Origin of the sequence: Collinsella sp. AF33-16 (genome assembly GCF_003475325.1) — a bacterium.
GTDB lineage: Bacteria > Actinomycetota > Coriobacteriia > Coriobacteriales > Coriobacteriaceae > Collinsella.
Genome location: NZ_QRQC01000004.1, coordinates 1 through 21644, shown reverse-complemented (window position 1 = coordinate 21644; position 21644 = coordinate 1). Strand labels below are relative to the sequence as shown.

Genomic DNA, 21644 nt, shown 5'->3' with positions numbered 1-21644 from the left:
AGACGCGCTGCCCGCAGTTGATGCGGGCAGCGCGCCTTTTTTGGTTGAGCTACGTTGGGGCCAGGGGCCAAAGCTTGTGGCCTCTTAGGAGCGGGCGGCTCCGTCGACGGGGAGCACGGCACCCGTAACATAGGAGGACATGTCGCTCGCCAGGAAAACAAAGGCGTTGGCGACATCCTCGGGCTCGCCCATGCGACCCAGCGGAATGGTGGCGATGATGGGCTTGATGACCTCTTCGGGCAGGTTGGCGACCATATCGGTCTTGGTCACACCGGGCGCGACGGCGTTGACGCGAATACCCATGGGGGCGAGCTCGCGTGAAAGCGACTGGACCATGCCGTTGACGGCAAACTTGGACGTGGGATAGCCGACGCCGGAGGGCTGGCCATACTTGGCGACCATCGAGCTCGTGGTGGTGATGGTGCCGCCGTGGCCGGCCTCGGTCATGATCTTGGCGGCAGCCTGGTGGCCGTTAAAGACGGCGACGACGTTGAGGTCCATGACCTTTGCAAACTCCTCGGCCGTGTAGTCCAAAAGGGGAGAGCGCTGGGAGATGCCGGCATTGTTGACGACCGTGTCCAGGCCGCCCATATCGGCGGCAGCCTGGGTAAAGGCCTCGGTTACGGCCTCGAGCGAGGTGAGGTCGCAGGAGCGGCCCCAGACCTTGGCCTCGGGATAAGCGGCCGCCAGCTTCTCAACGGCAGCGTCGGCAGTCTCCTGGCGCGAGCCAAAGACGGTGACGGCAGCACCTTCCTCGATAAAACGGCAGGCGATGGCATAGCCGATACCGCGCGTGCCTCCGGTGATGATTGCTTTCTTGCCCTCGAGCAACATGGTGTTTCCTCTCTTTGCGGGCGGATATACGCAGCACAGCATAGCGGCGGTCATAATCGGTTTCGGTTACACGTCGGCGAACGGTACCCCCGGCTGTCAGGAGCGGCCAAGTCGTTCAAATGCGGATTGCGCCAATACGCCCCGTGTGCGCAAGCAAAGGGGCTCTCGTCCACTGCCGGACGAGAGCCCCTCACACATATATGTCGTATGGCGAAGATCGAGTTAGTTGGCCATGACGCCTTCGGTCCAGGCCTCGACGTCCTCGATGCGCAGGACGTTGGCGACCTCGGCCACGCAGTCGACGCTGGCAAGCTCGGCGGCGGCAGCCTGGACGTCCTTCTCGAGCGCGCGGTGCGTCAGGAAGATGACCGAGCAGGCATCGCTGACGCCCGACTTGCCGTCCTCGACCTGGTTGATGAGCGAGATCGAGATGTTGTGCTTGGCAAAGATGTCGACCGTCTCGGACAGGGCGCCCACGCGGTCGGCGACCTTCAGGCGCACATAGTACTTGGTCTGGAGCTCGTCCATGGGCTTAAAGGCGAGGTTGTGGCCATAGGGCTCAATCTCGGGCAGCGGAGCCACGCCGCGGCTGATCTGCTCGGAGAGCGACAGGATATCGCCCACGACGGCGCTCGCGGTGGGGAAGGAGCCTGCGCCGGCACCGTAGAACATGGTCTCGCCCACGGCGTCGCCTACCACGTAGACGGCGTTCATGGCGCCGTTGACCTTGGCAAGCATGTGGTCGGCGGGGATCAGCGTGGGATGCACGCGGACGTCGACGCCGGCGTCGGTGTTGCGGGCGATGCCCAGCAGCTTAATGGTGTAGCCGAGCTCGCGGGCCTGAGTGATGTCCTCGGCGCCGATGGTGCGGATACCCTGCTGGTACACATCGTCGGTGGTCACGCGGGTGCCAAAGCCGATGGAGGCAAGGATGGCCGTCTTGCTGGCGGCGTCGAAGCCGTCGACGTCTGCGGACGGGTCGGCCTCGGCATAGCCCTTGGCCTGCGCGTCGGCAAGCACGTCGGCGTAATCGGCGCCCTCGGCGTCCATGCGCGACAGGATATAGTTGGTGGTGCCGTTGAGGATGCCGGCGATGGTCAGGATCTTGTTGCCCACTAGGTCGTGCTCGAGCGTGCTGACAATGGGGATGCCACCGCCGCAGCTGGCCTCGCACTTAATCTGCACGCCGCACGCGCGCGCCTTTTCGGCGAGCGTCTCGACGTGACGGCCCAGCAGGGCCTTGTTGGCAGAGACGACGTGCTTGCCGTTCTCGAAGGCGGTGGTGAAGATCTCGGTTGCGGGATGCTCGCCGCCGATCAGCTCGACGACGATGTCGACGGCGGGGTCGGTGACGACGTCGTGCCAGTCACTCGTGAAGGCCTCGCGCTCAATGCCTGCCGCCTCGGCCTGCTCCCAGGCAAGCGCGCAGGCGCGGGTCAGCTTAAGGTCGATGCCGTAGGCTGCCAGGTACTCATCGTGGTGGCTCTTGATCAGACGGGCCACGCCGCCGCCGACGGTTCCCAGGCCGATCAGACCGACGTTCACGGTGCGCAGGGGTTCGCTCATAGATAGCTCCTTCGTGCATCTTATGGATGGATTAACCGCTTAAAGGTTGAGTGCATTCTAGCGTGAACCGAGGGCGCATGCTCGCCAGGCAACAGGAGTCGCACAAAACGGCACCCCCGAAACGCTGCGGAAACATTGGAAACATGCTCGCTACAAATGAACTTCCGTAACAAACTGTCAACGTTTGCGCCATAAGGTTTGCCCCGTACCGCAAAACAGCCGCACCGCGGCCAGCGAAAAGGGGGACACCATGTTTAGTATCAACAACGCACTGAGCCGTAGGAGTTTCTTGGCAGGAGCCGCGGCGCTCGGCAGCACCGCCGCGCTCGCTGGCTGCTCTTCGAGTGGCTCTGACGGCGGCTCCGCCGATGACGGTAAGACCTTCAAGATCGGTGTTATCGGCCCTCTGACCGGCGCCGCGGCAACCTATGGCGTTTCGGCCGAGAAGGGTGCCAAGCTCGCCGCCGAGGATTTCTCGACCAAGGACCTCAAACTCTCGCTTAAGTCCGAGGACGACGTCACCGACGGCGAGAAGGCCATCAACGCCTTCAATACCTTGTGCGACTGGGGCATGCAGGCGCTTGTCGGCCCCGTTACCACCGGCGCCGCCGTCGCCGTCTCGGGCGAGATCGCCGACGATATGCTCATGGTCACGCCTTCGGCCTCGTCGCTCGATGTCACCAAGGGAAAGACCACGGTCTTTCAGGTTTGCTTCACCGACCCCACCATGGGCGCCAGCGCCGCGAAGTTCTTGGCCGAGAAGTACGCGGACGCCAAGATCGCCCTGTTCTACAACTCCGGCGATACGTACAGCTCGGGCGTTGCCGACGCCTTTGCCGAGCAGGCCAAGGCATCCAAGCTCGATGTCGTCGATACCGAGACCTTTAAGGACGACTCTTCCACGAGCTTTACCAACCAGCTCACCAAGGCCAAGGAGGCCGGCGCCACGCTTATCTTTGCTCCGATCTATTACACGCCGGCGTCCGTCCTGCTCAAGAACGCCAAGGACATGGGATACGACATGACGCTTATGGGCACCGACGGCATGGACGGCCTGCTCTCCGTTGAGGGCTTCGATACCTCTCTTGCCGAGGGCGTGCTGCTCATGACCCCGTTCTCTACTGACGATGAGAAGAACGCCGACTTCGTCAAGGCCTATAAGGACGCCTACGACGAGACGCCCAATCAGTTTGCCGCCGATGCCTATGACTGCGTCCATGCGATTGCCGAGGCTATCGATAAAGCGGGCATCGACATTACGGCTGACGGTGCCGACATTGCCGACGACCTTGCCCGCGCCATGCGCAAGATCAAGATCGAGGGCCTGACGGGCGAGCTGACGTGGAATGACGAGGGCCAGGTCGAAAAGCCCGCTACGGCCTATGTGATCCAGGACGGCAAGTACATCGCCGCCTAAGTGCGCATAAAAGGCTACCGGTGAGGCTGTTTTATTCAGGGCGGGGACGCCTGTAACAGAATGGAAACATTACTTTTACACAATAAAGTGGCATTACTGCATAAAATAATAGAAATACGCAGAAATATGGATAAAAGAACAAATCCAAAGAAAAGTTGAAATAATCGCCACTTTTCCTAACTAAAGCGTCTACTATTTTGCGAACGCCGAACACGGCGAAGGATGGCCTGTCGGGCAACCAAAACCCGACGAGATTTGAGAGGAGAGCCGCATGTCGAGCCTCACCGGTAAGTCATTGAACCCTGTTATGAATCGCAGGAGCGTTATCGCGAGCGCAGCAGGTCTGGGGGCGATGTCCATTCTAGCTGGCTGCTCCTCCAACGGCGGCGACAGCGGTTCCGCGTCGGGCGACGCTTCGTTTAAGATCGGCACCATCGGCCCGCTGACCGGCGCCAACGCGTCCTACGGCAAGTCCGTTACACAGGCTGTCGAGCTTGGCTGCAAGGATTTCTCGACCAAGGAGCTGCCGCTTGTCAGCAAGGCCGAGGACGACCAGGCTGACGGCGAGAAGGCCGTCAACGCCTTCAACACCCTGCTCGACTGGGGCATGCAGGCCCTCGTCGGTCCGACCACCACGGGTGCGTCGGTCGCCGTTGCCGCCGAGTGCGGCAACGACCCCGAGACGTTCATGATCACCCCGTCCGCGTCCTCCGAGGACGTTACCAAGGGCAAGGATTGCGTCTTCCAGGTTTGCTTTACCGACCCCAACCAAGGTGTCAACGCTGCCAAGTTCCTGGCAGAGAAGTATGCGAACGAGAAGTTCGTGCTGTTCTATAACTCCGGCGATGCCTATTCTTCGGGCATCGCAGATTCCTTTAAGGCCCAGGCCGCTAAGTCTAAGCTTGAGATTGTCGACGAGGAGACCTTTAAGGACGACTCCGCCACGAGCTTTACCAACCAGCTGACCAAGGCCAAGCAGGCAGGCGCCACCATGATCTTTGCGCCGATCTACTACACGCCGGCGTCCGTCCTGCTCAAGAACGCCAAGGACATGGGCTACGACGTCAAGATGATGGGCTGCGACGGCATGGACGGCATTCTGGGCGTTGAGGGCTTCGACACCTCTCTTGCCGAGGGTCTGCTGCTCATGACCCCGTTCTCCGCCGACGACGAGAAGAACGCCGACTTCGTCAACGCTTACAAGGATAAGTACGGCGATACCCCCGACCAGTTTGCCGCCGACGCCTACGACGGCGTGCATGCTGTGGTCGAGGCTCTCAAGGAGGCCGGCCTGGGCGTCGACGCCGACCCCACCGAGGTTGCCGAGAAGCTTCCCGAGGCTATGCTCAAGATTACTGTTGACGGCCTGACTGGCAAGCTCTCCTGGAACGACAAGGGTCAGGTCCAGAAGGACCCGACGGCGTACGTCATTACCGACGGCAAGTACGTACAGGCCTAATAGGCCGCCTTACATAGAGCGGTTTTGATCCCAAGCAGGGGAGGTTTTGGCCTTCCCTGCTTGCTTGGTATCTAGGGACAACGTAACGTCCCTGTTTCATACATCAACTGGAAACCTATTCGAAAGGGGGATGTGGAACATGACGGTCTTTATCCAATACCTGGTCAACGGCCTGTCCATGGGCAGCGTCTACGCCATCATCGCGTTGGGCTACACCATGGTCTACGGTATCGCCAAGATGCTCAACTTCGCTCACGGCGACGTCATCATGGTCGGTGCCTATGTCTCGTTCTGCGCCACATCGTATCTCGGCCTCCCGGGCTGGGCATCTGTAGTTCTCTCTTGTGTGGTCTGCACGGTTCTCGGTGTTCTCATCGAGGGTCTGGCATACAAGCCGCTGCGCCAGGCGGGCCCTCTGGCCGTTCTGATCACGGCCATCGGCGTGTCTTACTTCCTGCAGAACGCCGCGCAGCTTCTGTGGGGCGCCACGCCCAAGAACTTCACTTCGCTCGTCACCTTCCAGGTGCCGGAGTTCTTGGCCAAGTTCAACGTAAGCGCCGTCTCGCTCGTCACCATCGTCGCCTGCCTGGTTATCATGGCCGGTCTGATGTTCTTTACAGGTAAGACCAAGATGGGCAAAGCCATGCGCGCCGTGTCCGAGGACAAGGCCGCCGCTCAGCTCATGGGCATCAACGTCAACCGCACCATCTCGATGACGTTTGCCATCGGCTCTGCGCTTGCCGCCATCGCCGGCGTGCTCCTGTGCTCCTACTCGCCGGTGCTGCAGCCCACGACGGGTGCCATGCCTGGCATCAAGGCCTTCGACGCCGCCGTCTTCGGCGGCATCGGCTCCATCCCCGGTGCCTTTGTCGGCGGCATTCTCATCGGCATCATCGAGGCGATGGCTCAGGCCTACATTTCCACGAGCCTTGCCAACTCCATCGTCTTTGGTGTTCTGATTATCGTCCTGCTCGTCAAGCCTGCCGGCCTCTTGGGCAAGTACGTCCCCGAGAAGGTGTAGGTGAGCGCTATGAAGTTCCTTAAAGACAAGCAGACGCGTCACGACTTTGTCACGTACGCCATGTGCATCGTGGCATTCGCCATCGTGTTCTTTATGCAGTCCAACCATATGATCCCGCGCATGATCGCCGGTCAGCTGGTTCCCATCACGGCTTACATCGTTATGGCCATCTCGCTCAACCTCGTTGTCGGCATCGCGGGCGACTTGTCGCTGGGTCACGCGGGCTTTATGAGTGTCGGCGCCTATACGGGCATCGTTACCGCGGTTGCCCTCGAGAGCGCCGTTCCATCCGACCCCATTCGTCTTGTCATCAGCATTGTGGTCGGCGCTATCGCTGCTGCCATCTTGGGCTTCCTGATTGGCATCCCGGTTCTGCGCCTGAGCGGTGACTACCTGGCCATCGTGACCCTGGCTTTTGGCGAGATCATCAAAGAGATCGTCACCTGCCTTATCGTGGGCGTCGACTCCCGCGGCCTGCATGTTATCTTTAACATCACGGGTAACTCCACGATCGACGACCTGCACCTGCTCGAGGACGGCACCGCCATCATCAAGGGTGCCCAGGGCGCATCGGGCGTGTCGACCTATTCGACCTTCCTTGCCGGCGCCATCCTGGTTATGGTCGCGCTCGTGATTGTACTCAACCTGGTTCGCAGCCGTACCGGCCGTGCCATCATGGCCGTGCGCGATAACAAGATTGCAGCCGAGTCCGTAGGCATCTCCGTCACCGAGTACCGCATGATCGCCTTCGTGGTTTCCGCTGCCCTCGCCGGTGCTGCCGGAGCTCTCTTCGGCGGTAACTTCTCGCAGCTCTCCGCCACCAAGTTCGACTTCAACACGTCGATCCTCATCCTGGTGTTCGTGGTCCTGGGCGGTCTGGGCAACATGCGCGGTTCCGTCATCGCGGCCGCACTGCTTACGGTGCTCCCCGAGCTGCTCCGTCAGTTCTCGGACTACCGCATGCTCATCTACGCCATCGTGCTGATCCTGGTCATGATCTTTACTAACAACCCGCAGCTTAAGGCGTTCTTCGGTCGCGTCAAGGACCGTTTTGCTTCCAAGAAGGAGGTGGCAGCCGATGCCCAGTAAATTTGAGTTCAACAAGGGCAAGATGGTCCCGTATCCTTCTGGCGCCATCGTTCCCGATCGCGATCTGGGCCAGCGCCCGGCGCTCGAGTGCATCCACCTGGGCATTGAGTTCGGTGGTCTTAAGGCAGTCGACGACTTTAGCCTGACTATCGGCAAGACCGAGATCGCCGGCCTGATTGGCCCCAATGGTGCCGGTAAGACCACGGTCTTCAACCTGCTTACCAAGGTGTACCAGCCCACGCACGGCACCATCCTGCTCGACGGTGAGGACACCTCGGGCAAGTCGGTCTATCAGGTCAACCGCATGGGCATCGCCCGTACTTTCCAAAACATCCGCCTGTTCAACACTATGACGGTGGAGGACAACGTTAAGGTCGGTCTGCACAACCAGGAGCGCTACTCCGGTTTTGAGGGCGTGCTGCGTCTGCCGACGTATTGGAAGCACGAGAAGGCCGCCCATGAGCGCGCCATGGAGCTGCTCTCCATCTTTGATATGGAGCATCTGGCAAATGAGCAGGCCGGTTCGCTGCCTTATGGCGCCCAGCGTCGTCTGGAGATTGTTCGTGCGCTTGCCACCAACCCTAAGTTGCTGCTGCTTGACGAGCCTGCCGCCGGCATGAATCCGTCCGAGACCGCGGAGCTCATGGCGAACATCGTAAAGATTCGCGACACCTTTGGCATTGCCATCATGCTTATCGAGCACGACATGTCGCTCGTCATGAACATCTGCGAGGGCATCTGCGTGCTCAACTTTGGTAAGGTCATCGCCAAGGGCACGGCAGAGGAAATCCAGAACAACGACGCTGTTATCGAGGCATATCTGGGCAAGCAGGATAAGGGGGAGAACTAAATGGCAGAGCCGATGCTTTCCGTCTACAACATCAACGTCTGGTACGGCGCCATACACGCCATCAAGGACATCTCCTTTAACGTCAACGAGGGTGAGATCGTGGCCTTGATCGGCGCGAACGGTGCCGGCAAGTCTACAACGCTTAAGACTGTCTCGGGCCTGCTGCGTTCCAAGACCGGCTCCATCAAGTTTATGGGTGAGGACATTACCCATACGCCTGCCGACAAGCTGGTTGGCAAGGGCCTGGCCCAGGTGCCCGAGGGTCGTCGCGCCTTTTTGCAGATGACGGTCGAGGAGAACCTGGAGATGGGCGCCTACACGCAGCCCAAGTCCACGGTTGCTCCGGGCCTTGAGCGCGTCTACGAGCAGTTCCCTCGCCTTAAGGAGCGCCGTCGCCAGGTCGCCGGCACCCTTTCGGGCGGCGAGCAGCAGATGCTCGTTATGGGGCGCGCCCTTATGAGTAACCCCAAGCTGCTCATGCTCGACGAGCCTTCCATGGGCCTGGCGCCGATTCTGATTGAGCAGATCTTCCAGATCGTCGAGGACCTGCATAAAGCCGGTACCACGGTGCTCCTGGTCGAGCAGAACGCGCAGATGGCGCTCTCGATCGCCACGCGCGGCTACGTGCTCGAGACCGGCAAGATCACCATGACCGGCACCGGCCAAGAGCTGCTCCACGACGATAACGTGCGTAAAGCCTACCTGGGCGGTTAATTTTTCCAGCAAAGGGGCGCTGACTATCCCGGTCAGCGCCCCTTTTTAAATGATCCCTTGGGGACGGAGGAAAACGGATCGCCAGGTCAAATCGACTCACTGGGTGATCCGTTTTCCTCCGTCCCCAAGGGATCATTGTGCGGGTTGGTATTTAAAGTGCGACAATGCCGTGTGGAAATAGAAGCATCATCTGGGGGTCTATCTATGCTGTACGAGTTTTGTGCCGAGAACTTTGAGCGGGTGCCGGCGGCCATTAAGGCTGGTGCGAGTCGTATTGAGCTGTGCGACAACCTTGCCGTTGGCGGTACCACGCCTTCCGCCGGCGTTATCAGCGCCACGGTCAACTACGTTCACGGGCACGATGCGCGAGTGATGTGCATGATTCGTCCGCGTGGTGGCGACTTTCATTACAACCAGGACGAGCTACGCATGATGGAGATGGACCTGGGCCTTGCCGTAAGTGCCGGCGTCGACGGTCTGGTCTTTGGCTGCTGCAAGCCCTGTGCCGGCGGCTGGGCGCTCGACGAACTCACCCTCGGCGCCCTCGTTATGGCTGCGGGCTGCGCGACCGAGGAATGCAAGCGTGAGTCCATCGACATCACCTTCCATATGGCATTTGACCAGCTCTCGCCCGAGGCTCAGCTCGATGCGATTGATACACTTGCCGACTGCGGCGTTACGCGCATCCTCACGCATGGTGGCGCTGCCGGAACGCCGATCGAGGACAACCTGGAGCACCTATCGCGTCTTGTCGAGTATGCGGGCGACCGCCTGGCCATCCTTCCCGGCGGCGGCATTTCCACGGCCAACCGCGATACCGTGGCTGCGGCACTGGGCGTCTCCGAGCTCCATGGCACCAAGATCGTGCCGCTGGAGGTATAACTCGTGGCGCTGGTGTTTGACGTTCAGCAGGCGAACGGTAAGCCCGACGACAACCGTCGTCCCGGCACCGCGTGTCCCTTTTGCAGTACCGAGGAACTCGCCAATATCATCCGGCGCGACGGCGACTGCATCTGGCTCGAGAACAAGTTCAAAACCCTGCGCGCCACCCGTCAAACCGTGCTGATCGAGTCGGCCGACCACGACGCAGACCTGGTGACCTATGAGTCGGATGAACTCCACCATGTAATGAGGTTTGCCCTGGGTTGCTGGCAGCAGATGATCGATTCACAGCAGTATCGAAGCGTGCTGATGTACAAGAACAAAGGTCCGCTCTCGGGCGGTAGTCTCGTTCATCCGCACATGCAGATTGTGGGTCTAGAGCAGGAGGACGGTTATGCTTCGCTGACTTCCGCCAATTTCGAAGGCATCAATGTCTGGCAACAGGGGAGAATCGCGGTCAACATCTCAATCGAACCGATCATGGGGTTCTTTGAGATTAACGTTTCAGCCCCGCAGGGAATCGCCGCCAGCAATGACACTAGAGACCAAGCCGAGGCGGATCTTTTCGCCGATGCGATCCAGGTAGCTCTGCGCTATATCCTGAACGAGCACCACGGTGGTCGCGCAGAGTCGTACAACTTGTTCTTCTATCACCTGGGCGGTCGGACCATTGCCAAGGCGCTGCCGCGTTGGGTGGTTTCGCCCTACTTTGTCGGCTATCGTTTGGCCCAGGTCAATGCCGAGACAACGCTCGATATCGATGCCGAGCGCCTGCGTGCATATCTGGAAACGCTCGTATAGCAAGACTAACACCCGCGTAATGCGGACAGCCTAGCGTGCCATGGCGTCGCGGCCGGCCTCGACCTGCTTGCGCTGGGCGGCGCGCTCCTCGCCGGTCAGACGCTCAAAGAGATGCCCGATAAGCGAGGCGAGTATCTGCTGAAACAGCGTTCCGCACATGACGGGAAACACGACCTCGCCGGGAAAATACTGTGTAGCGATGACGGCGCCCGAAGAGATGCTACGCATGCCGCAGGTAAAGCACATGGTAGTCGTCTCGCTATATGGCAGATGCAGCGCACGGGCGACCAGAAAACCGACGATAAAGCCGCTGATGGCGAAGGTCAAAATAAAGAGGGCGACTTCCAGGCGCATCGCGTTCATGTGCAGAACGTACTCGCTCATGGCGGTGGAGTTGGAGGCGATAACGCCCATCATCATGAACTTGCAGGCGGGCGAGAGCGCGGGAGAGAGTTTCTCGTGGCCCCAGCCGCGCGTGAGTTCATTGATGACAATACCGAGCACAGCGGGGATGGCGATCATAAAGGCCATGTTCTGCATCATGCTCGGCACGTCGATCGAGACGGTGGCGCCCAGCAGGAGCTTGAGCGTAAGCGGAATCGTCACAGGTGAGATGACCGAGGACGTCAGGATGATGGTGAGCGCGAGCGGGCCGTTGCCGCCGAACATGCTGATCCACATAAAAGCGGTGACGGCCACGGGCACGCTGTATTCGAGCACAATGCCGCAGACAAGGTTGGGGTTGGAGCCAAAGAAGAGTGACCCCATGGCATACGCCGCGATGGGAATAAGCACCGCCGAGACGAGCAGCGCCAAGACTAGGTGCAACGGACGGCGGAACACCTCGGTTACCTGGTGAAAGGTGTTGCTGAGCGCACCCTGAAACGTCATAAAGGCAAACAAGGTGGGAACGATGGGCTTGAGTACGCCAATCTGTTGGGGAAAGAGCACGCCGAGTGCCACGCAAATCGGAACGATGACCTGCATGTGCCCCGCGAGAAACTTGCCCAGTCCAACCCATTGCTTCATATGCGCTTGTGACTCCCTTTGCCCGTGAACCCGTTTTGAATGGATATGCTAGACGCTCGCATGCGTCCGTGCGTCAGAAACGCTCGAATATTTCGGGGCTATTACCGGCATCGTTTACCGAAACCGCGGCGTGCTGCGGCGATTTGCGTCTGCTCTGCACGGTATAATAAATCCGTTCAACAGATCTGCCTGCCGAAGCGGGCATACACAGAGGACTCATCGCTATGAACCGTGAGAGGTATCGCGGCGACCTGCCCCTATCGGGGGTGGGCGCCTATGTCATCGCTTAAGACGACGCATCGCTGGGCGGTCGCTCAGCAAAACCCCGAGCTCGAAAAGGAGCTTTCGGCTGGCCTGGGCATTCCCGGGCTGGTGGCGCGTATTATGGTCGCGCACGGCATTACATCCATCGAAGAAGGTCAGCTGTTTTTGACGCCTTCGCTCGATCGCGACTGGGCCGAGCCACTCATTATCCCGGGCATGTCGGTCGTTGCCGACCGCGTCGAGTGTGCTATTTGCAACCACGAGCACATTGCGGTCTTTGGCGATTTTGACGTTGACGGTATTACGTCGACCTGCCTGTTGACCGAGGCACTACGCACGTTTGGCGCCGATGTCACGCCGTTTATTCCGCATCGCTTTGACGAGGGCTACGGTCTTTCGCGCGCGGCGCTCGACCGCGTTAACGAGCTCGCTCGCCCCCAGCTGATCGTGACCGTCGATAACGGTATCGCGGCCAAGGAAGAGGTTTCCTATCTGGAGAGCCTGGGGATCGATTTGGTGGTCACGGACCATCACGAGCCCTCCGATCAGGTGCCGCAGGGTGTGCCCCTTACCGACCCCAAGCTCGAGGACGAGGGCCCCTCGCGCGAGCTTGCCGGTGCTGGTGTGGCGCTCAAGCTGGTGCAAGTCCTGGGTGAGCGCTTGGGCAAGCCGTCGTATTGGCGTTCGCTAATCGAGGTCGCGGCGCTGGGCACCGTGTCCGACATGATGCCGCTCACGCCCGAGAACCGCGCGCTGGTTGCCGAGGGCATCCAGCAGATGCGCGTAACCGCTCGTCCCGGCTATATCGCGCTTGCCGCGCTCGCCAAGGCGGACCTTTCGAGCATTACGGCGGATGGCCTATCGTTCTCGCTCATTCCCCGCTTAAACGCTGCCGGTCGCATGGCCGATCCCAAGCTGGCGCTCGACCTGCTGCTTGCCCGCGATCCCATCGAAGCAAGTGCACTGGCGGCTGAGCTCGAGGAAATCAACCGCCAGCGCCGTGAGATCGAGGCGGAGCTCACGCGCGATGCCATGGCAAAGGTCGAGAAGACCTATGACGGCGGACGCGCAATCGTCGTGGGTGGCGAGGGCTGGCACGAGGGCGTCAAGGGCATCGTGGCAAGCCGTCTGACCAACCGCTATCACGTGCCGGCGCTGCTGTTCTCGATCGAGGACGGTATCGCGCGCGGCTCTGGTCGCTCGGTGGGCAAAGTTAACCTGTTTGACGCCGTCGAGCGCTGTTCCGACCTGCTGATTCGTCGCGGCGGACATGCCGGTGCGGTGGGTGTGACCATCGAGGCATCCAAGCTCGATGAGTTCCGCCGCCGCCTTTCCGCCGTGCTATCGGAGCTTCCCGCCGAGGACTTTGAAGACACCGACGAGGTCGCCGCCACCGTCGACCTTTCCGAGCTGAATATCGAGACCATCGAGCAGATCTCCCGTCTTGAGCCGTTTGGCCAGGGCAACAAGGTGCCGCTGCTGGCTGCCGAGGGCGTGACGATGTGCGACCGCGCCGTGGTGGGCAAAACCGGCGAGCACATGCGCTTTGTGGCGACCGATGGCGCCGCGAGTGTGCCGGCCATTATGTTCCGCGTGCCGCAAATCGATAAGCTCATCAACTGCGATAGCGCTGTCGACTTGGTGTTCGAGGCCGTTGCCGAGCATTGGCAGGGGCGTGTGAAGCCCAAGCTCATGATCAAGGATGTCTTGGTCCGCGATACCACGCTGCCCAGCGTCGACGATCCGGCATGCGAGCTTCGTCGTGGCGTGCAGCCGGCGGATTCCGGCCTGCGCCTGGAGTCGCGTAAGCGCGAGACGCTCGCCCAGCTTTCCTATACCGAGCTCACGCGCTCGCTTATCCATAGCTTTATCGGATCGAACCAGCCGCACCGCGCGCAGGTTGAGGCGCTCGATGCCTTGGCCGACCACCAGAGCGTCTTGGCCGTTATGGGAACGGGCCGCGGCAAGTCTCTCATCTTCCATGTACATGCTGCGCGCGAGGCTGTCCTTCGCGGACGTGCGAGCATCTTTGTCTATCCGCTGCGTGCGCTTGTTGCCGACCAGGCCTATCACCTCTCGTCGACGATGGCAGCGCTTGGCATTGGCGTTGGCGTGCTGACCGGCGAGACCGTGGAGGCCGCACGCGATGATGTGTTCGCCGGCCTAGCTTCGGGCCGCACCGGTATCGTGCTCACGACGCCCGAGTTCCTATCTATCCACCGTGACCGCTTCGCGCGTTCGGGCCGCATCGGCTTTGTCGTTATCGATGAGGCGCACCACGCCGGCCTTGCCAAGGGCGGCGACCGCAGCGCCTATCTCGACATGCCCGATATCCTCAAAGCCCTGGGCGACCCGGTTGTTATGGCTGCGACGGCCACCGCGACGGCTCCGGTCGTGGCCGAGCTTGCCCGCATGCTGCCGATTACTCGCACGGTGGTCGACGAGACGGTGCGCGAGAACCTGCAGCTCGAGGACGACCGCGACCTTGCGAGCCGCGAGAACCGTTTGGTGTCGATCGTGGCGACGGGGGAGAAGACCGTCATTTACGTCAATTCGCGCGACCAGTCCGTGGCGCTCGCCAAGACGTTGCGCAAGCGTGTGCCCGATTGCGCAACCCATATCGCGTTCTATAACGCGGGGCTTGCGCGCTCCGATCGCCGCCGCGTGGAGGAAGCATTCCGAGACGGAAGCCTCAGCTGCATCGTTTCGACCTCCGCCTTTGGCGAGGGTGTCAATCTGCCCGATATCCGCCATGTCGTGCTGTACCACATGCCGTTTGGCGCCATTGAGTTCAACCAGATGAGCGGGCGTGCCGGTCGTGACGGACAGCCCGCCGTGATCCACCTGCTCTATTCGTCGCGCGACGCCCGCATTAACGAGCGCCTACTCGACTGCTATGCGCCCGAGCGCGACGAGCTCGTCACGCTCTATCGCGCGCTGCAAACCATGTGGCGCTCCAACCGCGGCAAGACCGGGGACGATTCCTTTAGCGCGAGCGATATCGACATCGCGCAGATGTGCCTTGCCATCGATGCTCGCACGCCGGTCGACGAGCGCTCGGTGGAGAGTGGCCTGGGAATCTTCGAAGAGCTTGGTTTCTGTCGCGTTTCGGGGTTTGACGACACCCGTCGCATCGCGATGGCCGAAAACCCCGGCCGTGTGCAATTGAGCAGGTCAATTCGCTATTTGGAGGGGTTGCGTTCGCGCATGGAGTTCTCGGCTTTCCGGAGTTGGGCGCTCGATTCGTGCGCTTCTGATATGCTAGCCAAAGTTAACCGCCCGATCGTACCGCGGGCCTAGGGGAAGGGGACCTCGATGGATGCCGCAGCCCGTACCGCCCATGATTCCACCCTCCAGCCGTTCTCGGAGATGGAGCACTATAAGCATGCCGATGAGCTGCCGCCCGAGATTATGGCGGACAGCTACGACAAGCTGGAGCGCCTGTGCCTCAAATATATGAATGAGGACGACTTTTCTAAGGTGGAGCAGGCCTATTGCTTTGCTGCCGAGAAGCACTGCAACCAAAAGCGCCGCTCGGGTGAGATGTACATCAACCATCCCGTCGAGGTGGCCATCATTTTGGCCGATCTCAAGATGGACTGCGATGTGGTGTGCGCCGCGCTGCTGCACGATACCGTCGAGGATACCGAGACCTCGCTTGCTGATGTTTCCGGCCTGTTTGGCGATACGGTGGCCGAGCTCGTCGATGGCGTGACCAAGCTCACCAACATCGAAGTCGACAGCATGGACGAGAAACAGGCGCTCACGCTGCGCAAGATGTTCCTCGCCATGTCCAAGGACATCCGCGTTATCATCGTCAAACTCGCCGACCGCCTGCATAATATGCGCACGCTCGCCGCCCTGCGCGAGGACCGTCGCCTGTTTAAGGCACGCGAGACTATGGACGTGTACGCGCCCCTGGCCGACCGTCTGGGCATGAGCTCCATTAAATGGGAACTCGAGGACCTGTCCTTCTTCTACCTTGAACCCGACGCCTACCAGCGCATCGCACGCATGGTGGCGGAGTCGCGCGAGGTCCGTGAGCGCTATCTGGCCGAGACCATCAAGACGCTCACCGACGAGCTCAACCGCATTGGCCTGGAGGACTTCCAGATCAACGGCCGTTCCAAGCACTATTGGTCCATCTACCAAAAGATGAAGCGCAAGGGCAAGGAATTCTCCGAGATCTACGACCTGGTGGCACTGCGCGTCATCACGCATTCGGTGCGCGATTGCTACTCCACGCTCGGCGCGGTGCATACGCTGTGGCACCCCATGCCCGGGCGCTTTAAAGACTATATTGCCATGCCCAAGGTCAATAACTACCAGTCGCTCCATACGACGGTTATCGGCCCCACGGCTCGTCCGCTCGAGATTCAGATTCGTACCTACGAGATGCACGAGCAGGCCGAGTACGGTATTGCCGCCCACTGGCTCTATAAGAAGTCGGGCGGATCGTCTGCGTCTAAGACTAATGATGCCCAGCGTCTGGACGACCAGATTAACTGGCTCAAGCATTCGCTCGATTGGGCGGCGTCTGACGAAATCACCGATGCCAAGGAATACCTGCACTCGCTGAAGGTCGACTTGTTTGACCAGGAGATTTTTGTCTTTACGCCCAAGGGCGAGGTCATGGCGCTTCGTGCCGGCTCTACACCGCTCGACTTTGCCTACGCCGTCCATACCGAGGTCGGCAACCACTGCGTCGGTGCCAAGATCAACGGTGCGGTGGCGCCGCTTACGCACGAGATCAAGACGGGTGACCGTGTCGAGATTTTGACCAACAAGAGCTCTAAGCCGTCGCGCGATTGGCTCAAGATCGTCAAGACACCTTCGGCCAAGTCAAAGATTCGCCGTTACTTCGCCGCCGCGACCAAAGACGATGACGCTGCTGCCGGCCGCGATATACTGGCCAAGGACCTGCGCAAGCGCGGGTATGGCATCTCTACGCCGCGCTCGACGCGTGCGCTCAACGCCGTGGCGGAGCAGTTTAACTACAAGCAGCTCGAGGACCTGTTTGCCGCCGTTGGTGCGGGTAAAGTCGCCCCGCGTGCCGTGGGCAACAAAGTCGAGCAGATTTTGGACCCCAAGCCTGAGGAGCAGCTCACCAAGGCCGAGGCCATTGCCGAGGTCGTGAAGCAGCCTGCGCGCGGATCAAACCGCAAGCCGCAAAAGCGCGGCAAGAGCGCCAGCAACGGTATCATCGTCAAAGGCGAGAGCAACAGCGGCCTGCTGGTCCGTCTGGCGCATTGCTGCAATCCGGTGACGGGCGACGACATCGTCGGTTTCATCACGCGCGGTCGCGGCGTTTCGGTTCATCGCGCCAACTGCCCCAACGTCAAGGGTCTTATGGAGCATCCCGAGCGCATGATCGAAGTGGAGTGGGACGGCGCTGCCGACACCCTCTTCCAGGTCGAGATCGTGGTCGAGTGCCTGGATCGTATGGGCTTGCTCAAGGACGTCACCATCGCCATTGGCGATGCGGGCGGCAATATCCTTTCTGCCGCCACGTCGACCAACCGCGAGGGTATTGCAACCCTGCGCTTTATGGTCGAGATTTCGGACGCGAGTGGTCTGGATCCGCTGCTGGCCTCCATCAGCAGCGTTGACTCGGTCTACGACGCGCGCCGCCTGATGCCCGGCGAGGGTGGAGCCCAGCTTAAGCGCCGCGTTTAGTCGCGACGAACGTGCCACATTATCGATATTCGCTACACTCGAGGTATCGTTTGATGCCTCGAGTTCTATAGAGAGGAGGGGGACATGAGTGCTGTGTCCTTGGATTTAACTCCCAAGGGATCGGTCGAGATTGAGACGCTCGTAAACGGTCCCATTCAGACCAATAGCTATGCTGTTATTTCGGACAATGAGTGCGTGATTATCGACCCTGCGTGGGAAGGCGAGCGCCTGGTGGAGCATATTCGAGCCGAGCATCCCGGCGTACGCGTGCTTGGCGCCGTATGCACTCATGGCCATGCCGATCATGTTGGTGGTGTTGCCGGCGTGCGAACCACCGTTGGCGAGGGCTGCCGGTATGAGCTGTGCGCTAAGGATGTGGCGGTGCCGCATGCGAACATCGAGGAACAGCGAGCTATGTGGGGCATTGAGACGCCCGACCCCGGGGAGCCGACGCGCCTGCTCGCCGAGGGCGATGCTATCGAGGTGGGCGATATCTGCCTGCAGGTGATCGAGACACCAGGGCATACGCCGGGCGGGATCGTCTTGTTCGCCGCCACCGAGCAGGGGAACATTGCCTTTGTGGGCGACACGCTATTCCCGGGCAGCCACGGCCGCACCGATCTTGCCGGTGGCGACGAGGCGGCGATTCTGCGCTCGCTCTCCAAGCTCGCCCGGCTTCTCCCGCCCGATACCGTTTGCCTAACCGGCCATGGCGATTCGACCACCATGGCGCGCGAACTCATGCAGAACCCGTTCATGCAGGTATAGCTTGATAGTCGGCTTTTAAAGCACGAGAAGCGTCCAAACGTCAAGCTATTTTTCCCCAACGGGTCGATTCCGTAGGGCAAACGGTCAAAAAAAGTCTGTTTGGACGATATTCGTGAACAAACGAACGTTTATGCCCGGGTGCGCCGTGGTAAAATCTCAGGCGTTATCGGAGCAACCTTACAGGAGGTTTCTTTTATGCTCGTCAACGCAGCAGACATGCTCAAGAAGGCCGAGGCCGGCAAGTACGGTCTCGGTGCCTTCAACACTAACAACCTCGAGTGGACCCTGGCTATTCTCCAGGCCGCCGAGGAGGCCAAGTCTCCGCTGATCCTTCAGTGCACCGCTGGTGCCGCTAAGTGGATGGGCGGTTTCAAGGTCTGCGCCGACATGGTCAAGGCTGCCGTCGAGGCCACGGGCGTTACCGTTCCCGTCGCCCTTCACCTCGATCACGGTTCTTACGAGGACTGCTTCAAGTGCATCGAGGCCGGCTTCACGTCCATCATGTATGACGGCTCTCACGAGGAGACCTTCCAGCTTAACCTCGACCGCACCAAGGAGCTCGTTGAGCTTGCCCACTCCAAGGGCATGTCCATCGAGGCCGAGGTCGGCGGCATCGGCGGCACCGAGGACGGCGTGACCTCCAGCGGCGAGCTCGCTGATCCTGCTGAGTGCAAGCAGATCGCTGACCTGGGCGTCGACTTCCTCGCCTGCGGCATCGGCAACATCCACGGCGTGTATCCCGCCGACTGGGCTGGCCTTTCCTTCGAGCGCCTGGGCGAGATCAAGGCCCAGACCGGCGATCTGCCCCTCGTCCTGCACGGTGGCACCGGCATCCCCGAGGATCAGATCACGAAGGCCATTTCCCTGGGCATCTCCAAGATCAACGTCAACACCGACCTGCAGCTCGTCTTCGCCAAGGGCGTCCGCGAGTACATCGAGGCTGGCAAGGATCAGCAGGGCAAGGGCTTTGATCCCCGCAAGCTCCTCAAGCCTGGTCGCGACAACATCGTTGCCCGCACCAAGGAGCTCATGGAGGAGTTTGGCTCCGTCAACAAGGCGTAAGTAGCGGTTTAACTTTCCCGCCGGAGGCCCCGTTTCCCCTACGCTGTTTCCCTCGCGCTCACCTGGCTTCGCCAGAAGTCGCGCGACGGAATCAGCTCCGGGGAAACGGGGCCTCCTTTGTTAACTCGCTACAGGGTTACTGGGCTGAATTAAAATGGCTACTGGCTTCGCCAGAAGTCGCGCCAAGGAAACAGTTCCGGGGGACGGGGCTTCCTTCGTTTAACGCCGCAGGGTTACGAGTCTGAATTAAGATGGCTACTGGCTTTGCCAGAAGTCGCGCAATGGGAAAAGCTTCGGGTGAACGGGGCCTCCTTCGTTAACTCGCTGCAGGGTTACTGGGCTGAATTCATTTTTTGACTACCGCTCGGCGGTGTTGATGGCTCCCTTGTTGGGGCTTTCTTTTTATCTCGCTACAATGTGCTTCAAGGGTTCTAATGACTTGGAGTTTGGTATGGCTGTTATTAATGTGCTGCCTTCGGATGGGAAGGTTATTGACGAGGGGCCTGTTGGTTGCTCTGTTGATGTTTGCTGTGATGACTTTCGTCATCTCGATGTTGGACTGCCGCCCGAGATTCTTCGTCTTAAGGATGCCGGGTATTTGACGCAGGCTGTTGCTGCCTGCGATCGCCTTTTGGAGCAGAACCCTGAGCCTTCGCTGGCTGCTTGTGTTCGTGCAGAGCGGTATCGCATGCTCGAGACGCCGCTTCATTTTTCGGTGTCGCGTGATCGGGCCATTGCGATGAATCGCGAGGAGTGGCCTGAGTTTACCGAGGAGCAGTTTGACGATCTGATTGACCGTAAGCGTATTGACTGGCGCTTTATCGATGGCGAGCTGTTCGTTCTCGACAACTTCCTCGATTCGCTTCGCGTATATCCCAAAGAGGTCCCCGGCATGCGTCCCGATCCTACGGACGGAATTGCACTGCGCAACGAGATGCTCAAGGAGATGGAGTCGCAAAACGGATTGGCTCGCGTCATTACGCTTAAAGCGTCTGTGTCTGTCCCCGGCGCTCTAGAGGGGGAGACCGTTCGCGCTTGGCTTCCCGTTGCCGCCACCTGCCGCCAGCAGTCTCGGGTCGAGATTCTCGACATGACGCCGGAGGGTGCTGTTGCTCCCGCGAACGCTTCGGCACGTACCGCCTCGTGGTCTTCTTCGAGTGAACGCTCATTCTCGGTGACCTATCGTTATCACATCGATGCTGCTTATTTTGATGTCTACGGTGGCACACTTCCGGTTCATCCGCGTATGGACGCGCCTCTGCCCGAGGATATTTCCGAGGACCGTCCGCACATTGCATTCACGCCGTATCTGCTGCAGCTGACGGCCGGTGTTGTTGACGGACTCGAGGATCCGCTCGATCGCGCCCGTGCTATCTATGATTACCTGACGCAGCATATCGACTATCGCTATCAGCCGCCGTACTTGCTTTTGGGATCTATTGCCGATGACTGCGCGCATTCGCTCCGCGGCGATTGCGGCGTTATGGCGCTCACGTTTATCACCATGTGCCGTATCGCGGGCGTGCCCGCCCGTTGGCAGAGCGGCCTGTACGTTGCGCCCGATTCGGTGGGGTCGCACGACTGGGCAGAGTTCTATACGCCGCAGACCGGTTGGCTCAACGCCGATGTGTCATTTGGATCTTCTGCTCGCAGGATGGGGGAGGAGTGGCGCCGCCGTCACTACTTTGGCAATCTCGACCCGTGGCGTATGGTGGCCAACAATCGATTCCAGGCAGAGTTTGAGCCCTCTTTCGACGGCATGCGCGAGGACCCTTACGATAACCAGATGGGTGAGGCTTCGGTCGGCGGTCGCGGATGCCGTCAGCGTGAGATGCTCCGCACGGTCGAACTCATCGAAATGCTCGAAGTTCCATTTTCGGACTAATCGGTAGAAAGCTGTGATAAACTAACTCACGCATTACGTGCCCGAGTGGCGGAATTGGCAGACGCAGTGGACTCAAAATCCACCGTTGGCAACAACGTGCGAGTTCGAGTCTCGCCTCGGGCACCATACATGCAAGTGAGCGTTCGAGGGGGTCAAGGCCCCTTTTTCGTGCCGAACTCGCGTGAGCGCGCGGAGCGTTAGGCAAACAGGCCTGTGGCCTGTTTGTAGCGGAGCGGGGCGAGGGCGCCGTGCGCCCGAAGCCCGGGGCTTCGCGAAGCGAAGGCCCTTCGAGTCTCGCCTCGGGCACCATACATGCAAGTGAGCGTT

The 21644-nt window shown here is 60.2% G+C and carries 16 protein-coding genes and 1 tRNA gene; 14 read left to right on the top strand and 3 right to left on the bottom strand.

Annotated elements, in window-relative coordinates:
• Window positions 1-84: 84 nt before the first annotated feature.
• Together DWZ52_RS02380 and DWZ52_RS02375 are read right to left on the bottom strand one after the other, a co-directional pair.
• Window positions 85-834 carry an SDR family NAD(P)-dependent oxidoreductase gene (locus tag DWZ52_RS02380; protein ID WP_118384823.1) on the bottom strand — a complete coding sequence of 250 codons (750 nt, stop codon included), beginning with the start codon at window positions 832-834 and terminating at the stop codon, window positions 85-87.
• A gap of 222 nt (window positions 835-1056) precedes the next feature.
• Complete coding sequence (locus DWZ52_RS02375; RefSeq protein WP_118376804.1) at window positions 1057-2400, bottom strand: homoserine dehydrogenase; 1344 nt, start codon at window positions 2398-2400, stop codon at window positions 1057-1059.
• 250 nt (window positions 2401-2650) lie between these two features.
• Between DWZ52_RS02375 and DWZ52_RS02370 the strand changes: the two genes are divergently transcribed.
• The 8 genes from DWZ52_RS02370 to DWZ52_RS02335 all read left to right on the top strand — a co-directional run bounded on the left by DWZ52_RS02370 (window position 2651) and on the right by DWZ52_RS02335 (window position 10633).
• Window positions 2651-3817, top strand: coding sequence for an ABC transporter substrate-binding protein (locus tag DWZ52_RS02370; RefSeq protein WP_118384822.1), 1167 nt, complete (start codon window positions 2651-2653; stop codon window positions 3815-3817).
• 271 nt (window positions 3818-4088) lie between these two features.
• Window positions 4089-5276 (top strand): ABC transporter substrate-binding protein, encoded by a 1188-nt coding sequence (locus DWZ52_RS02365; RefSeq protein ID WP_117637819.1) that lies wholly within the window; start codon window positions 4089-4091, stop codon window positions 5274-5276.
• Between the two features lie 139 nt (window positions 5277-5415).
• Window positions 5416-6297, top strand: coding sequence for a branched-chain amino acid ABC transporter permease (locus tag DWZ52_RS02360; protein ID WP_099432746.1), 882 nt, complete (start codon window positions 5416-5418; stop codon window positions 6295-6297).
• A 9-nt stretch (window positions 6298-6306) separates the two neighbouring features.
• Window positions 6307-7386, top strand: coding sequence for a branched-chain amino acid ABC transporter permease (locus tag DWZ52_RS02355; RefSeq protein WP_117635469.1), 1080 nt, complete (start codon window positions 6307-6309; stop codon window positions 7384-7386).
• Window positions 7376-8236, top strand: coding sequence for an ABC transporter ATP-binding protein (locus DWZ52_RS02350; RefSeq protein ID WP_006234439.1), 861 nt, complete (start codon window positions 7376-7378; stop codon window positions 8234-8236). Before DWZ52_RS02355 ends, DWZ52_RS02350 begins: the two co-directional genes overlap by 11 nt.
• A gap of 12 nt (window positions 8237-8248) precedes the next feature.
• A complete protein-coding gene (locus DWZ52_RS02345) occupies window positions 8249-8950 on the top strand; it encodes an ABC transporter ATP-binding protein (RefSeq protein WP_035137222.1) in 702 nt (233 codons plus the stop codon).
• A gap of 204 nt (window positions 8951-9154) precedes the next feature.
• Window positions 9155-9832 (top strand): copper homeostasis protein CutC, encoded by a 678-nt coding sequence (locus DWZ52_RS02340; protein ID WP_118384821.1) that lies wholly within the window; start codon window positions 9155-9157, stop codon window positions 9830-9832.
• A gap of 3 nt (window positions 9833-9835) precedes the next feature.
• Window positions 9836-10633: a DUF4931 domain-containing protein gene (locus tag DWZ52_RS02335; protein WP_118384820.1), complete on the top strand. Its 798-nt coding sequence runs from the start codon at window positions 9836-9838 to the stop codon at window positions 10631-10633.
• Between the two features lie 30 nt (window positions 10634-10663).
• On the opposite strand, the gene DWZ52_RS02330 is transcribed toward DWZ52_RS02335, so the two are convergent.
• Window positions 10664-11662, bottom strand: coding sequence for a bile acid:sodium symporter family protein (locus DWZ52_RS02330; RefSeq protein WP_118384819.1), 999 nt, complete (start codon window positions 11660-11662; stop codon window positions 10664-10666).
• A gap of 276 nt (window positions 11663-11938) precedes the next feature.
• Between DWZ52_RS02330 and recJ the strand changes: the two genes are divergently transcribed.
• The 6 genes from recJ (at window position 11939) to DWZ52_RS02300 (ending at window position 21443) form a co-directional block, all read left to right on the top strand.
• A complete protein-coding gene (recJ, locus tag DWZ52_RS02325) occupies window positions 11939-15226 on the top strand; it encodes a single-stranded-DNA-specific exonuclease RecJ (protein ID WP_118384818.1) in 3288 nt (1095 codons plus the stop codon).
• 15 nt (window positions 15227-15241) lie between these two features.
• Window positions 15242-17602, top strand: a complete 2361-nt coding sequence (locus DWZ52_RS02320) for a bifunctional (p)ppGpp synthetase/guanosine-3',5'-bis(diphosphate) 3'-pyrophosphohydrolase (protein ID WP_118377541.1) — start codon at window positions 15242-15244, stop codon at window positions 17600-17602.
• An 84-nt stretch (window positions 17603-17686) separates the two neighbouring features.
• Entirely contained in the window at window positions 17687-18370 is a 684-nt protein-coding gene (locus DWZ52_RS02315; RefSeq protein ID WP_118377542.1) for an MBL fold metallo-hydrolase, read from the top strand.
• Between the two features lie 195 nt (window positions 18371-18565).
• Window positions 18566-19432, top strand: a complete 867-nt coding sequence (gene fba, locus DWZ52_RS02310; protein WP_118377543.1) for a class II fructose-1,6-bisphosphate aldolase — start codon at window positions 18566-18568, stop codon at window positions 19430-19432.
• 451 nt (window positions 19433-19883) lie between these two features.
• The gene (locus tag DWZ52_RS02305) at window positions 19884-21317 is read left to right on the top strand and encodes a transglutaminase-like domain-containing protein (protein ID WP_118384862.1); all 1434 of its coding nucleotides are present in this window, start codon (window positions 19884-19886) and stop codon (window positions 21315-21317) included.
• 39 nt (window positions 21318-21356) lie between these two features.
• Window positions 21357-21443: transfer RNA gene (locus tag DWZ52_RS02300), tRNA-Leu, on the top strand.
• The last annotated feature ends 201 nt before the right edge of the window (window positions 21444-21644 follow it).